The 14,014-nt window shown below is 72.7% G+C and carries 10 protein-coding genes and 1 pseudogene; 3 read left to right on the top strand and 8 right to left on the bottom strand.

Annotated elements, in window-relative coordinates:
- Window positions 1–93 precede the first annotated feature (93 nt).
- From ACFY2L_RS05950 to ACFY2L_RS05925, 6 genes and pseudogenes are all read right to left on the bottom strand, one after another.
- Window positions 94–938, bottom strand: a pseudogene (locus tag ACFY2L_RS05950) (siderophore-interacting protein).
- 132 nt (window positions 939–1,070) lie between these two features.
- Window positions 1,071–2,120: an ABC transporter substrate-binding protein gene (locus tag ACFY2L_RS05945; protein ID WP_390821589.1), complete on the bottom strand. Its 1,050-nt coding sequence runs from the start codon at window positions 2,118–2,120 to the stop codon at window positions 1,071–1,073.
- 191 nt (window positions 2,121–2,311) lie between these two features.
- A complete protein-coding gene (locus ACFY2L_RS05940) occupies window positions 2,312–3,472 on the bottom strand; it encodes an acyl-CoA dehydrogenase family protein (protein ID WP_390660081.1) in 1,161 nt (386 codons plus the stop codon).
- Between the two features lie 6 nt (window positions 3,473–3,478).
- Window positions 3,479–4,399 (bottom strand): hydroxymethylglutaryl-CoA lyase, encoded by a 921-nt coding sequence (locus ACFY2L_RS05935; RefSeq protein WP_390660277.1) that lies wholly within the window; start codon window positions 4,397–4,399, stop codon window positions 3,479–3,481.
- An 8-nt stretch (window positions 4,400–4,407) separates the two neighbouring features.
- Window positions 4,408–6,471: an acetyl/propionyl/methylcrotonyl-CoA carboxylase subunit alpha gene (locus tag ACFY2L_RS05930; protein WP_390660080.1), complete on the bottom strand. Its 2,064-nt coding sequence runs from the start codon at window positions 6,469–6,471 to the stop codon at window positions 4,408–4,410.
- Window positions 6,472–6,485: 14 nt separating this feature from the next.
- Window positions 6,486–8,102, bottom strand: a complete 1,617-nt coding sequence (locus ACFY2L_RS05925; protein ID WP_390660079.1) for a carboxyl transferase domain-containing protein — start codon at window positions 8,100–8,102, stop codon at window positions 6,486–6,488.
- A gap of 96 nt (window positions 8,103–8,198) precedes the next feature.
- Between ACFY2L_RS05925 and ACFY2L_RS05920 the strand changes: the two genes are divergently transcribed.
- The 3 genes from ACFY2L_RS05920 to ACFY2L_RS05910 all read left to right on the top strand — a co-directional run bounded on the left by ACFY2L_RS05920 (window position 8,199) and on the right by ACFY2L_RS05910 (window position 11,008).
- A complete protein-coding gene (locus ACFY2L_RS05920; RefSeq protein ID WP_390660078.1) occupies window positions 8,199–8,813 on the top strand; it encodes a TetR/AcrR family transcriptional regulator in 615 nt (204 codons plus the stop codon).
- A gap of 119 nt (window positions 8,814–8,932) precedes the next feature.
- Complete coding sequence (locus tag ACFY2L_RS05915) at window positions 8,933–10,090, top strand: acyl-CoA dehydrogenase family protein (RefSeq protein ID WP_390660276.1); 1,158 nt, start codon at window positions 8,933–8,935, stop codon at window positions 10,088–10,090.
- A 36-nt stretch (window positions 10,091–10,126) separates the two neighbouring features.
- Complete coding sequence (locus ACFY2L_RS05910) at window positions 10,127–11,008, top strand: acyl-CoA thioesterase (protein WP_390660077.1); 882 nt, start codon at window positions 10,127–10,129, stop codon at window positions 11,006–11,008.
- A gap of 20 nt (window positions 11,009–11,028) precedes the next feature.
- On the opposite strand, the gene ACFY2L_RS05905 is transcribed toward ACFY2L_RS05910, so the two are convergent.
- The gene (locus ACFY2L_RS05905; RefSeq protein ID WP_390660076.1) at window positions 11,029–11,817 is read right to left on the bottom strand and encodes a phosphatase; all 789 of its coding nucleotides are present in this window, start codon (window positions 11,815–11,817) and stop codon (window positions 11,029–11,031) included.
- A gap of 62 nt (window positions 11,818–11,879) precedes the next feature.
- Window positions 11,880–13,859, bottom strand: a complete 1,980-nt coding sequence (locus ACFY2L_RS05900; RefSeq protein WP_390821588.1) for a helix-turn-helix domain-containing protein — start codon at window positions 13,857–13,859, stop codon at window positions 11,880–11,882.
- Window positions 13,860–14,014: the final 155 nt, after the last annotated feature.

Genomic DNA, 14,014 nt, shown 5'->3' with positions numbered 1-14,014 from the left:
CTCAGGGGCGGAGCCTCGGTTTCAACTTAGGTAAGCCTAACCTAATTTAACCCTGGTGAAACTCCGCCCCCGCCGTGACCGGGGTCACGTCGCTCACCCGCACTCGCGAAGCTGTTCCTCCGTCAACCCACGGCGCCAGTAACCGCGAAGGTGACCCGCCGCCGGTCGATCCCGCGCTCGTGCACGAAGTGACGGCGCAGCGTCCTCACGGATCCCGACTCGCCCGCGATCCAGGCGTACGGCTGCGCGGACGACGGGAGGCGGGCGGCCCGGACGGCATCGAGGGAGCGTCCGGCGTCCACCCAGGTGATCTCGGCGTCCGCCAGGGTCATCAGGTCCTGGACGTTCCCGGGGTCGCCCACCTCGATCCAGGCGCGCACCCGCTGCCCGGACGGCAGGGACTCCAGGATCGAGGAGATCGCGGGGAGCGCGGTCTCGTCGCCCCACAGCAGCACCGGACCGGTGTCCTCGGGCGGCCGGAAGCGGATGGCCCGGTTGTCGGCGATCGCGGGGCCCAGCAGGACCACCCGGTCCCCGGCGGCGGCCCGGGCGGCCCACGCGGAGGCGGGCCCGGCGGGCGTGTGCAGCACGAAGTCGATGTCGATCTCGTCGGGATCGCGCCGCAGCGCGCGGAGCGTGTACGACCGCATCACGGCCCGTACGTCATCGGGCAGTTCACGCCAGCCCTGCCACCACCCTCCCCCACTCTCGGCTTCGCTCGAGCGGGGGGACCCCCATCCGAGTTCGAAGGGGACGGCGGGCTCTTCCTGCCCCGGACGCGGCAGGAAGAGGGAGAGCGACTGGTCCCGTCCGTCGGAGGAGAAGTGACGCAGGTCCTCCCCGGTGAAGCTCACCCGGACCAGGGACGGGCCGAGCCGCCTCGTCCGCGTGACCTGAAGGGAGAAGAAGCGGAACGGGGCGGCGACGGCCGTGGTCATGGGGCGCTCCTGAAAGACGGGGCGGGGCAGGGCTCTTCAGGGGCGCGGGGCCGCATCGGCGTGCGGCCCCGCCGCTGGGCGCGACCGGCCGCTGACGGCCCGCGGCTCACCCGCGCCCCGGGTCACCCTGTTTCAGCTGACCTTCTTCGCCTTCTCGAGAGCCTCGGCAAGGGTCTCGAGCAGCGGCACACACTTGTCGTACGAAAGGATCGGCTCCGGCGACCGGGCGATGACCTGTCCCGCCTTCACCGCGGGCAGCTTCTTCCACGTCGCCTCGGTGATGGCCGAAGGCTGCAGCGCCGAGGACCGGTCGTCCATCATGATGATGTCCGCCGCGTACTTGTCGACGTTCTCCCAGGACAGCGACTCGTACCAGCCGCCACCCTCCTTCTTCGCGCTCTCCGGCGGCTCGACGAAGTTCACGCCGAGGGCCTTGAAGTACTCCAGGTCGATGGAGAGGTTGCTGCCGGAGACGTAGAACAGCTCGGCGCTGGCGGAACCCGCCATGACCTTGATGTCGGGCTTGGCCTTGGCGGCGGCGCGCAGCCGGGTCGCGGCGGCCTCGAACCGCTTCTTCGCGTCGGTGACCTTGGCCGCGGTCATGTCCGCGCCGAGGGACTCGGCCAGCTCCCACAGGCGCTCCAGCGGGGCGGTGAGCTGACGGTCGTAGACGGATATGCCGACGCTCGGGGCGAGCTTGGCGATCTTGTCCTTGGACGCCTCGGGGACGTACCAGAGGGTGCCGGCGTCGTCGAACATCGTGGAGATGAGGACGTCGGGCGCGAGGGCCGCGTACTTCTCGACGTTGAACTCGTCCCAGACGTTGCCCAGGACCTCGACCTTGGAGACCTCCATGTCGCCGGCCTGGACGTCGGCCTTGCCGTCGGTGGTCCTGGTCGGGCCGAAGACGCCCTTGACCTGGATGCCGTAGTCGTACAGGGCGGCGCCGACGCCGGTGAACGCGACGATGTTCGCCGGGATCTCGTCCAGCTTCACGGTGGTGCCGCGGTCGTCCTTGAAGGTCCAGGGGCCGGACTTGGCGGAGGTGTTCGCCGACGACTCCGAGCCACTGCTTTTCGCGTCGTCGTCCCCGCAGGCGGCGAGCACGGCACCGAGGCCGAGGGCGCCACCGGCGGCGAGAACGCCGCGGCGGGAGAGGTGGTTGGCGCTGGCGTTGGGCATGAGAGTGGCTGCTTTCGAACGTGCGGATCACCGCCGGACAATTCGAAGATAGGTTAGCCTAACCTCAGATCTTGTCCAGGGGGCGGTGCGCTGTGATCCTGCACCCGTGCGCTGTCCATGACCGCACCCGCGCCGTCAACCTGCCTGACGTGCAGGCAGGTTGACGGGGTGAATCGCCACTCGCTCCGGGGTCAGCCGGCCAGGCCCAGCTCCCGGGCGATCAGCATCCGCTGGACCTCGCTCGTGCCCTCGCCGATCTCCAGGATCTTGGAGTCGCGCCACATACGGGCCACCGGATACTCGTTCATGAAGCCGTAGCCGCCGTGCACCTGGGTGGCGTCGCGGGCGTTGTCGACGGCGATCGTGGACGAGTACAGCTTGGCCAGAGCCGCCTCCTTCTTGAAGGGCTCGCCCGCCACCAGCCGGGAGGCGGCGTCACGCCAGGCCAGCCGGGCCGTGTGGGCCTTCATCTCCATGTCGGCGATCTTGAACTGGATGGCCTGGTTGGCGCCGATCGGGCGCCCGAAGGCATGCCGCTCCCGCGCGTACTTCACCGACTCGTCCACGCACCCCTGCGCCAGCCCGGTCGCCAGCGCGGCGATCGCGATCCGGCCCTCGTCGAGGATCCGCAGGAACTGCGCGTACCCGCGCCCCTCCTCGCCCAGCAGGTTCGCCGCCGGCACCCGCACGTCGGTGAAGGACAGTTCCCGGGTGTCCGAGGCGTTCCAGCCGACCTTCGAGTAGGGCTGCGCGACCGTGAAGCCCGGCGTGCCGGACGGGACGATGATCGCGGAGATCAGCGGTCTGCCGTCCGGCTTGCGGCCGGTGACCGCCGTGACCGTCACCAGGCCCGTGATGTCCGTGCCCGAGTTGGTGATGAAGCACTTGGTGCCGTTGATCACCCATTCGCCGGTGTCCGGGTCGAGGCGGGCCGTCGTGCGCGTCGCCCCCGCGTCCGACCCGCCGTCGGGCTCGGTCAGACCGAACGCGCCCAGGACCTCGCCGGAGCACAGCCGGGGCAGCCACTCCCGCTTCTGCGCCTCGGTACCGAACAGATGGATCGGCATGGCGCCCAGCGAGACGCCGGCCTCCAGGGTGATCGCCACGGACGAGTCGACGCGCGCGAGCTCCTCCAGGGCGATGCCCAGCGCCAGGTAGTCGCCGCCCATGCCGCCGTACTCCTCCGGGAACGGCAGTCCGAACAGGCCCATGCGGCCCATCTCGCGGACGATCTCGTACGGGAACTCGTGCCGCTCGTAGAAGTCGCCGATCTTCGGCGCGACGACGTCGTGGGCGAACTCCGCGACCGTACGGCGGAGTTCTTCCAGCTCGGGGGAGAGACGGTGGTCCATGTCGGGTCACTGCTCCTTGTGGGACAGGGCTCGGACGGTGCGGGAGGGGCTGGGTCGGCCCAGTTGGCCGGCCATCCACTCGCTCGTGGCGACGAGACGGCCGAGGTCGACCCCGGTGTCGATGCCGAGGCCCTGCAGCATCCACACGAGGTCTTCGGTGGCGAGGTTTCCGGTGGCGGACTTCGCGTACGGGCAGCCGCCGAGGCCGCCCGCGGAGGCGTCGACGGTGGTGACACCGTGCTGGAGCGCGGCCAGGGTGTTGGCGAGCGCCTGTCCGTAGGTGTCGTGGAAGTGCACGCCCAGGACGGAGGTGGGCACCCGCTGTTCGTTCAGCGCGGCGAGAAGCTCCAGGACGTGACCCGGCGTCGCGACGCCGATGGTGTCGCCCAGGCTCAGCTCGTCGCAGCCCAGGTCGAGCAGGGCGCGGCAGACCCGGACGACCTGGGGGAGGGGGACCGCGCCCTCCCACGGGTCGCCGAAGCACATGGAGAGGTATCCGCGCACGTGCGCGCCCTCCGCCTTCGCCCGGGACACCACCGGCTCGAACATCGCCAGCGCCTCGTCGACCGTGCGGTTGAGGTTGGCCTTGGCGAAGGACTCGGTGGCGCTCGCGAAGACGGCGACGCGCCGCGCTCCCAGCGCCAGTGCCCGGTCCAGCCCGCGCTCGTTCGGCACCAGGACCGGCAGCGCCACGTCCAGATCGCTCACCAGCGGGAACAACTGCTCCGCGTCGGCGAGCTGGGGCACCCACTTCGGGTGCACGAAGCTGGTGGCCTCGACGGTGGTGAGGCCCGCGGCGGCCAGGCGGCGCACGAACTCCGCCTTGACCCCGGTCGGCACGGCCGTCTTCTCGTTCTGCAGTCCGTCGCGCGGGCCCACCTCGTGGATCCTGACCCGGTCGGGCAGGTCCGGGGCCGGTACGACCATGGGAAGTGTCACCGGACCTCCTCCGCCGAAGCCTCCGCCGAAGCCTTCGTGGATGCCTCCGTCGATGTCTCGGCCGGGGTGATGACGGCCAGCACCTGGTCCATGGCGACCGTCGTCCCCGGTGTCACGTCCAGCTCGGCGACCGTGCCGGCGTGCGGGGCGGAGATGACGTGCTCCATCTTCATCGCCTCCACCACCAGCAGGCTCTGACCGGCCGTCACCTCGTCGCCGACGGCGACCTTCACGACCGTCACCGTCCCGGGCATGGGCGCGGTGAGCGAGTCGGCGCCGGAGTGCGCGGCGCCGGTCAGGGAGGCGGCCACCGGGTCGTGGTCGCGGACGTGCCACGCGTCGCCGTCCCGGCCGAGCCAGGTGCCGTCCGGAAGGGCGGCGAAGGTGTGGCGGACACCGTCGAGCCGGAAGGTGAACAGGTCCCCGGCACCGGGCCGCGGCGGCGGACCCCCGGCCCCGCGGAGGGGCTGCTCCGCCCCGGGCAGCAGCAGCTCCGTCGCGCCGTCCGGTGTGCGCCGCACGCGTACGGTGACCGGTTCGTGGCCCGGCACCCGGAGGTGGTGAGGGGTCCACGCCCGCTCGCCGCCCAGGCGCCAGCCGTCGCGGGCCGCGAACGGGTCGGTCCAGCCCGGGCCTTCGGCGGGCCCGAGCAGGGCGTGGCGCAGCAGAGCCGCCGCCGCGTAGACCTCCGCGGGCACGTCGTCCACGACGAGCGTGTCCACCTCCCGCTCGACCAGCCCCGTGTCCAGCTCGCCCGCCACGACCGCCGGATGGGCGAGGAGCCGCCGCAGGAACCCGGCGTTGGTCGGCACGCCCAGCGTGACCGTCCCGGCGAGGGCGGCCCGCAGTTTCCTGAGCGCCGTCGCGCGGTCCGGCCCGTACGCGATCACCTTGGACAGCATCGGGTCGTACAGGCTGCCGACCTCGGTGCCCTCGCTGAGCCCGGAGTCGGTGCGCACGCCGTCGCCCTGCGGCTCGCGCAGGGCGACGACGGTCCCGCCGGACGGCAGGAAGCCGCGCGAGGGGTCCTCCGCGCAGATGCGCGCCTCGACCGCGTGCCCGGTGAGGCGCACGTCCCGCTGCCCGAAGGACAGGGCCTCGCCCGCCGCCACCCGCAGCTGCCACTCCACCAGGTCGAGCCCGGTGACGAGTTCGGTGACCGGGTGCTCCACCTGCAGCCGGGTGTTCATCTCCATGAAGTAGTACGACGAGGGATCCCCGCCCGGGACGATGAACTCCACGGTGCCCGCGCCCCGGTACCCGCAGGAGCGCGCCGCCTGCACGGCCGCCTCGCCCATGGCCGCGCGCGTCTCCTCGTCGAGCAGCACGCTCGGCGCCTCCTCGACCACCTTCTGGTGCCGGCGCTGCAGGGAGCACTCGCGCTCGCCCAGATGGACGACGTTGCCGTGGCCGTCGGCCAGGACCTGGATCTCGATGTGCCGGGGGCGGTCGACCCACCGCTCGACCAGGAGCGTGTCGTCGCCGAACGAGGCGCGGGCCTCGCGGCGGGCGGCGGCGATCTCGTCGGCCAGCCGGTCCGCGTCCCGCACCAGCCGCATGCCCTTGCCGCCCCCGCCGGCCGACGGTTTCAGCAGCACGGGTACGCCGATCTCCCGGGCGGCGGCGACGAGCTGCGCGTCCGTCAGACCGCTGCCGCTCGAACCGGGCACCACCGGCACCCCGGCGGCCCGCACGGTCTCCTTGGCCCGGATCTTGTCGCCCATGAGCGCGATGGCGTCGGCGGGCGGCCCGATGAACACCAGGCCCGCGTCGGCGCACGCGCGCGCGAAGGCGGCGTTCTCCGCCAGGAAGCCGTACCCCGGGTGGACGGCCTGGGCGCCGGTCCGGGCGGCGGCCTCCAGCAGCCGCTCCACCGACAGATAGCTCTCGGCGGCCGGCGCCGGACCGATCCGTACGGCGGTGTCGGCCTCCCGGACGTGCCGGGCGTCCGCGTCGGCGTCGGAGAAGACGGCGGCCGAGCGCACACCCAGGGAGCGCAGGGTGCGGATGACGCGGACGGCGATCTCGCCCCGGTTGGCCACGAGCACGGTGTCGAACATCGTCGGCAAGCCCCTCACATCCGGAAGACGCCGAACTGGGGGTCACCCAGCGGCGCGTTGGCACAGGCGGTCAGCGCGAGGCCCAGCACCTGGCGGGTCTCCAGCGGGTCGATGACCCCGTCGTCCCACAGCCGGGCGGTCGCGTAGTAGGCGTTGCCCTGACGCTCGTACTGCGCCCGGATGGGGTCCTTGAAGGCCTCCTCCTCGGCCACGGGCCACTCCTCGCCCCGGGCCTCCAGCTGGTCGCGCTTGACCGTGGCGAGGACGGAGGCGGCCTGCTCGCCGCCCATCACGGAGATCTTGGCGCTCGGCCACATCCACAGGAAGCGGGGGGAGTAGGCCCGGCCGCACATGGAGTAGTTCCCGGCGCCGTACGACCCGCCGACGACGACGGTCAGTTTCGGGACCCGCGTACAGGCGACGGCGGTGACCATCTTGGCGCCGTGCTTGGCGATGCCGCCGGCCTCGTAGTCCCTGCCCACCATGAACCCGGAGATGTTCTGCAGGAACACCAGCGGGATCCCGCGCTGGTCGCAGAGCTCGATGAAGTGGGCGCCCTTCTGGGCGGACTCGGAGAACAGGATGCCGTTGTTGGCGACGATCCCCACCGGGTGACCGTGGATCCGGGCGAAGCCGGTGACCAGGGTCTGCCCGAACTCGGCCTTGAACTCGGCGAACCGGGAACCGTCGGTCACGCGCGCGATGATCTCCCGTACGTCGTAGGGGGTACGGGAGTCGACCGGGACGGCGCCGTACAGCCCGTAGGGGTCGACCTTGGGTTCCACGACGGGTGCGACCTCCCAGGGGAGGGGCCCGCGCGCGGGGAGCGTGGCGGCGATGGTCCGCACGATCCGCAGGGCGTGCGCGTCGTCCTCGGCGAGGTGGTCGGTGACGCCGGAGATCCGGGAGTGCACCTCCCCGCCGCCCAGCTCCTCCGCGGTGACGACCTCACCGGTGGCGGCCTTCACGAGCGGGGGACCGCCGAGGAAGATCGTGCCCTGATTGCGGACGATGACGGCCTCGTCGCTCATGGCCGGGACGTACGCCCCGCCGGCCGTGCACGAGCCGAGGACGGCCGCGATCTGCGGGATGCGGGCCGCGGACATCCGGGCCTGGTTGTAGAAGATCCGCCCGAAGTGCTCGCGGTCCGGGAACACCTCGTCCTGCATGGGCAGGAACGCGCCGCCGGAGTCGACCAGGTACAGACACGGCAGGCGGTTCTCCAGGGCCACCTCCTGCGCCCGCAGGTGCTTCTTCACCGTCATCGGGTAGTACGTGCCGCCCTTGACGGTGGCGTCGTTGGCGACGATCACGCACTCACGTCCGGCGACCCGGCCGATCCCGGCGATGACCCCGGCGGCCGGCGCCTGTCCCTCGTACATCCCGTCGGCGGCCAGGGGCGCGAGCTCCAGGAAGGGCGAGCCGGGGTCGAGGAGACCGTCCACCCGGTCCCGGGGCAGCAGCTTCCCGCGCGCGGTGTGCCGCGCCCGCGCCTTCTCCCCGCCTCCCAGCCGGGCGGCGGCCAGCTTGCCGCGCAGTTCCTCCACGAGGGCGCGGTGCGCCTCCTCGTTGGCCCGCCAGGCCTCCGACGCGGGATCGGCCGCGCTCGTCAGCTCCGGTGCCTGTTCCATCCTGCGGTTCCCCTCACCCAGTGATCGCCTGTTAATGAGCGTTAACCATTTCTCACAGGTTAACGACCGCTAACCTCCCTGTCTAGAATTGCCGTCATGGCCACCAGAACCGACGCCCCCACCCGCCGCGAGCAGATCCTCAAGGAGGCCGCGCGGCTGTTCGCCGAGCGCGGTTTCCACGGCGTCGGAGTCGACGAGATAGGAGCCGCGGTCGGTATCAGCGGCCCGGGCCTGTACCGGCACTTCCCGGGCAAGGACGCGATGCTCGCCGAGCTGCTGGTGGGGATCAGCGGCCAGCTCCTGACCGGCGCGAAGCGCCGCCTGGCGGAGGCCGACGGAGGTCCGGCGGAGGTGGTCCTCGACTCGCTCATCGAGGGGCACATCGACTTCGCGATCGACGACCGCCCCCTGATCACCCTGCACGACCGCGAGCTGGACCGCCTCCGCGACAGCGACCGCAAGCTGGTCCGCCAGCTCCAGCGGCAGTACGTCGAGCTGTGGGTGGAGGTGGTCCGGGAGATCTACCCCTCCCTCACCGAACCGGCGGCCCGTTCGGCGGTCCACTCGGTCTTCGGCCTGCTCAACTCCACCCCGCACCTGGCCCGGCCGGGCTCCCTGCCGGGCCGCGCGGCCACCGCGGCGCTGCTGCACCGGATGGCGCGGGGGGCCTTCGAGGCCGCCGGGGCGCAGGGTCCGGCCGCCCGGGCGTGACGAGCGTTACGGCCGCTGCCGCCCGGAGCCTCTGGACGCCTCTCGCTACCCACCGGTACGGTAATGATCTGAGCAAGCGCTTAGACATGGACCCTTTGAGCCAGGTGGAGGTGGCGGCGGTGCGCCGTACGGTGTTCAACGAGGATCACGAGGCGTTCCGGGAGACCCTCCGGGCCTTCATCGAGGCCGAGGTCGTCCCCGTGTACGACGAGTGGTTCGCCGCCGGCCAGGCGCCGCGCGACTTCTACTACAAGCTGGCAGAGCTGGGCCTCTTCGGCATCACCGTGCCGGAGGAGTACGGCGGCGCCGGCATCGACTCGTACAAGTTCGAGGCCGTGATGTACGAGGAGACGGCCCGCGCGGGCGTCCACTTCGGCGGCTCCGGCGTGCACGTGCTGCTCGGCCTGCCGTACATCAAGATGCTCGCCACCGACGAGCAGAAGAAGCGGTTCCTGCCGAAGTTCGTCTCCGCCGAGGAGATGTGGGCCCTCGCGATGACCGAGCCGGGCACCGGCTCCGACCTCGCGGGCATGAAGACCACGGCCAAGCTGAGCGAGGACGGCACGCACTACGTCCTCAACGGCTCCAAGACCTTCATCACCGGCGGTGTCCACGCCGACCGCGTCATCGTCTGCGCCCGCACCGCCGCGCCCACCGCCGAGGACCGCCGCCACGGCATCTCCCTGTTCGCCGTGGACACCAAGTCCGAGGGCTACTCCATCGGCCGCAAGCTGGACAAGCTGGGCCTGCGCACCTCCGACACCGCCGAGCTGGCGTTCGTCGACGTCAAGGTGCCCGTCGAGGACCTCCTCGGCGAGGAGAACAAGGGCTTCTACTACCTCGGCCACAACCTCGCCTCCGAGCGCTGGGGCATCGCCTTCGGCGCCTACGCGCAGGCCAAGGCCGCCGTCCGGTTCGCCAAGCAGTACGTCCAGGAGCGCACCGTCTTCGGCAAGCCGGTCGCCCACTTCCAGAACACCAAGTTCGAGCTGGCCGCCTGCCAGGCCGAGGTCGACGCGGCCGAGGCCGTCGCCGACCGCGCCCTGGAGGCCCTCGACGCCGGCGAGCTGACCCCGGCCGAGGCCGCCAGCGCCAAGCTGTTCTGCACCGAGGTCGCCCACCGCGTCATCGACCGCTGCCTCCAGCTGCACGGCGGCTACGGCTTCATGAACGAGTACCCGATCGCCCGCCTGTACGCGGACAACCGCGTCAACCGGATCTACGGCGGCACCAGCGAGATCATGAAGACGATCATCGCCAAGGACATGGGTCTGTAAGGTCCCGGCAATTACTGGCCGGTACAACTAGACGCCATGAGCCAGGCACTTCAGGATCTCCTCGATCTGCTCGACCTCGAGCAGATCGAGGAGAACATCTTCCGCGGCCAGTCCCGCTCCGCCGTCGTCCCCCGCGTCTTCGGGGGACAGGTGGCGGCGCAGGCACTGGTCGCCGCCGGGCGTACGGTCCCCGCCGACCGGCACGCCCACTCCCTGCACGCGTACTTCCTGCGCATGGGCGACCCGGGCGCCCCCATCGTCTACAACGTCGAGCGGATCCGCGACGGCCGCTCCTTCACCACCCGCCGCGCCGTCGCCGTCCAGCACGGCCGGCCGATCTTCGCGCTGTCGGCGTCCTTCCAGACCTACGAGGAAGGGCTCGACCACCAGGCCCCCATGCCGCCCGCCCCCGACCCGGAGACGGTCCCCACCGGCCAGGAACGCCTGCGCGGTTACGACCACCTCGACCCCCGGGTCGTCGAGCGCTTCCTGGAGGCCCGCGAGGCGATCGACCTGCGGTACGTGGACGACCCGCCGTACGGCAGGTTCGGCGAGCCCCGCGAACCGCACAGCCAGGTCTGGTTCCGCACCAACGGCAAACTGGACGGCGCCGTCGACGAACCCCTGCTGCACGTCGTCCTCGCCACGTACGTCTCCGACATGACGCTCCTCGACTCGATCCTCCTCGCGCACGGGCGCGGCGGCTGGGCGGTCGGGGACGTGGTCGGGGCCTCCCTGGACCACGCGATGTGGTTCCACCGCCCGTTCCGCGCCGACGAGTGGCTGCTGTACGACCAGGAGTCGCCGTCCGCGTCCGGCGGGCGCGGCCTCGGCCAGGCCCGCATCTACACGCGGGACGGACGGCTCGCGGTCTCGGTCATCCAGGAGGGCGTGGTCCGCGTCCCCCGCGAGGACTGAGGGACGCGGAGGGGCGCGGCCTACTCCAGACCGGCCGCCGCCAGCAGGTACGCGATCATCGGGTCGTAGTGGCGCGGGGTGACGACATGGTCGTCGAGCGGGACCGCCACCTGCACGGTCCCCTCCGCCTCCGCGATGAACAGCGCCGGGTCGTTGCAGTCGGCGTACCCGACGGAGTCGATGCCGTGCTGCCCCGCGTACCCCGCCCAGCCGTGGTCGGCGACGACGAGGTCGGGCAGCGGCCGGCCCGCGCGCTCCAGCGCCGTGAGGATGGCCTTCATCGGCTCGCCCGAGTGCGTGTGCCACAGCGTGGCGCCGTGCTCGAGCACCGCCACGTCCGCGACCTGCCACACGTACCCCTCGTCCGTCTGCAGACCGTCGGGGATCACGACGATCTCGCAGCCGGCCGTGCGCAGCGCGGCGGCGGTGGAGCGGTGCACGTCGAGCAGACCGCCCGGGTGACCGGTGGCCAGCAGCACCCGCTGGCGCCCCTCGGCGGCCTTGCGCAGCCGCGCCGCGAGCCGGTCCAGGCCGTCCACGGTCAGCTCGGGATCGATGGTGTCCTGGCCGTACCGGTACTCCGGGTCGTCGTTGACGCCCACCCGCTCCGCCATCACCGCGAGCACGTCCTGCTCGTCGGTCCAGCGGTCGCCGAGTTCCAGGCCCAGCCAGTAGTTGCGGACGCCGTTGGCGAGCTGGCGGTAGTGGGAGAGGTTGTTCTCGCGCGGGGTCGCGACCTGACCCGCGATACGGGTCCTGACGAGGTGATCGACGAGTTCGGCGCGGCTGGGGGTCCCGGGTATCGGCATGGTCTCCATTGTGGGGCAGCGGCCGGTGCCCGTCGCCGCGGTTCCGGGCGCTGGGACGTGCGTCACTGGTCGGTCACGCGCAGCGCGAACCACAGTTCCATCCGGACGTCCGGGTCGTCCAGATCCGTCCCCAGCAGCGCCGCGCACCGCGCGATCCGCTGCCGCACGGTGTTGCGGTGCACGGCCAGGGCCACCGCCGTCCGGTCCCAACTGCCGTGCAGCGACAGCCAGGTGCGCAGGGTCTCGGTGAGGGCGGGGGTGGCGGCGACGGGCGCGAGGAGCGTACGGGCGTGCTCCGCGGCCGCGTCGGGCGGCAGCAGGTCGGCGAGGCCCGCCGGGCCGCCGTGCCGGACGAGGGCCGCGCGGGTCGCCCGGGCGCGGGCCAGGGCGCGGGCCGCCTGGGCGTCGGCGACGGGCCACTGCCCGGGTTCGGCGACGGCGCTGACCCCCAGGGTCCAGCCCGGCTGCGGCCCGGGCTCCCGCTCGGCCGGCACGAGCACCCGTACGACCTCGGAGGCGAGGTCGACCAGCGGTGACCCGAGGGCGGCGCCGAGCGCGGCGGCGGCGACGGGGTCGGGGGCGGCCGACTCGGGCCGCGCGTGCACGACGATCCACCGCTCGTCACCCAGCAGCGGGGCCACCTCCTCCGGCGGACTGCCCAGCAGCAGGCGCACGAGCGCGCAGGAGCGGGCCGCGTCCGAGCCGCTCTGGTGCTCGCCGGTGAGGAGCGAGAGGAGGACGGCGGCGACGGACGCGATGGTGTGGTCACCGGCCTCGCGCCGCGGTGTCGCCACCCCGAGCACGAAACCCCGGCCGGCCCCGAGCGCGTAGGCGGCGAGGTGGGTCCCGGAGGGATCGACGTCACTGGCGGACGCGGACCCCCGCTCGACGAGAACCCGTGCAAGCCGGGCGAGCGGGTCCTCGCCCGGCCCCTCGGAGACCGCCCCTGGCCCGCCCTCCGGGGACGCCGCGACCGGGGCTGCGGTGGACTGGGGGCCGGCGGCTGGGGGTGCGGGGGCCGGGTGGGGGTCGGCGGCCGGGAGTGCCGGGGCGGGGTGGGAGGCGGCGCCTGCGGCTGCTGAGGGCTGGTGGGGCTGGTCGGGCCGGGGGGCCGGAGTCGGGCCGGGCTGGCTGGGCGGGGGTGCCGGGGCCGGGTGGAGCTCGGTGGCTGCGGCTGCTGGGGGCTGGTGGGCCTGGTCGGGGTGGGGGTCCGGGGGCGCGGGGGGCCGGCCGGGCGGGGTCCCCTGGGTTGGGTGGGGCTGGCCGGGTGGGGGTGTCGGGGCCGGGCGGGCTTCGGTTGAGGGGGTTACCGGGGCTGCTGGGGTTCCGTGGGGCTGGTCGGGCTGGGGCGCCGGGGGTGCGGGGGGCCGGCCCGGCGGGGTTGCCGGGGTCGGGTGGGGCCGGGTGGGCCGGGTCTCCGGGGGCGTCCGGGGTGGGGTGGCCGGGGGTGGTCCCGCTGTCGTGATCTCCGTGCCGTCCGGCGCGTACAGCACCGCGCGGCCGCCGAGGCGGTGGGCCAGTCGGCGCAGGACGGAGCGGACCGGGTCCGGGCGGGCGGCGGCGGAGGCGAGGCTCTGCTGGGCCTCCGTCACCCGGCGCAGCTCGGCCGTGCGGGCCCGCTCCATCAGCTGCCAGACCGCGCGGGCCACCGTCGCGAAGGTCGTCTGCGGCGGCACCTCGATCAGCGGCAGCCCGTGCGCCTCGCAGGCCGCGACCAGCGCGCGCGGCACCGTGTCGTGCACCGGCGCCACCCCGAACCCGAGCGCGGCACCGCCCGCCGCCACGATCCGCGCGACGTAGTCGTCGAAGTAGCTCCCCGCCCCCGCCGCCTGCGGAATGTGCACCCCGGCCGTCAGCAGCAGCTCACCGCCCAGCAGATACGGGTAGGGATCGGCCATCTCCGAGGTGTGCGCCCCGTGCAGGACCGTCCCCGCGCCGGCGGGCCCGGCGATCTGCCGCAGCGCCAGCTCCTCGCGGGCCAGCAGCGCGGCGAGCGGGACCGGCGGAGTGAGCGGAACGGCGGGCTGCCCCGACGGCGTCATGTGCACACCCTCCACTCGACAGCCGGTCAATGGATGAAACGTACACTTCGCAGTCGCCGTCCGGCCACCTAAGGTCGTGTCCATCCCCCCCGTCCCGGCTCCCCAGTAGGGTCGAACCGGAAGCAGTGCATACGCGATGAAGCGTAGGAAAGAAG

The organism is Streptomyces sp. NPDC001381 (assembly GCF_042895685.1).
GTDB lineage: Bacteria > Actinomycetota > Actinomycetes > Streptomycetales > Streptomycetaceae > Streptomyces.
The sequence above is the reverse complement of the archived record's forward strand: the minus strand, read 5'-3'. Positions and strand labels throughout refer to the sequence as shown.

Coding starts and splice junctions, on each gene's coding strand:
- ACFY2L_RS05935 (WP_390660277.1), bottom strand. CDS start 4,399: ATGGTCGTACCGGCCCCGGACCTGCCCGACCGGGTCAGGATCCACGAG.
- ACFY2L_RS05930 (WP_390660080.1), bottom strand. CDS start 6,471: ATGTTCGACACCGTGCTCGTGGCCAACCGGGGCGAGATCGCCGTCCGC.
- ACFY2L_RS05920 (WP_390660078.1), top strand. CDS start 8,199: ATGGCCACCAGAACCGACGCCCCCACCCGCCGCGAGCAGATCCTCAAG.
- ACFY2L_RS05945 (WP_390821589.1), bottom strand. CDS start 2,120: ATGCCCAACGCCAGCGCCAACCACCTCTCCCGCCGCGGCGTTCTCGCC.
- ACFY2L_RS05900 (WP_390821588.1), bottom strand. CDS start 13,859: ATGACGCCGTCGGGGCAGCCCGCCGTTCCGCTCACTCCGCCGGTCCCG.
- ACFY2L_RS05910 (WP_390660077.1), top strand. CDS start 10,127: ATGAGCCAGGCACTTCAGGATCTCCTCGATCTGCTCGACCTCGAGCAG.
- ACFY2L_RS05905 (WP_390660076.1), bottom strand. CDS start 11,817: ATGCCGATACCCGGGACCCCCAGCCGCGCCGAACTCGTCGATCACCTC.
- ACFY2L_RS05925 (WP_390660079.1), bottom strand. CDS start 8,102: ATGGAACAGGCACCGGAGCTGACGAGCGCGGCCGATCCCGCGTCGGAG.
- ACFY2L_RS05940 (WP_390660081.1), bottom strand. CDS start 3,472: ATGGACCACCGTCTCTCCCCCGAGCTGGAAGAACTCCGCCGTACGGTC.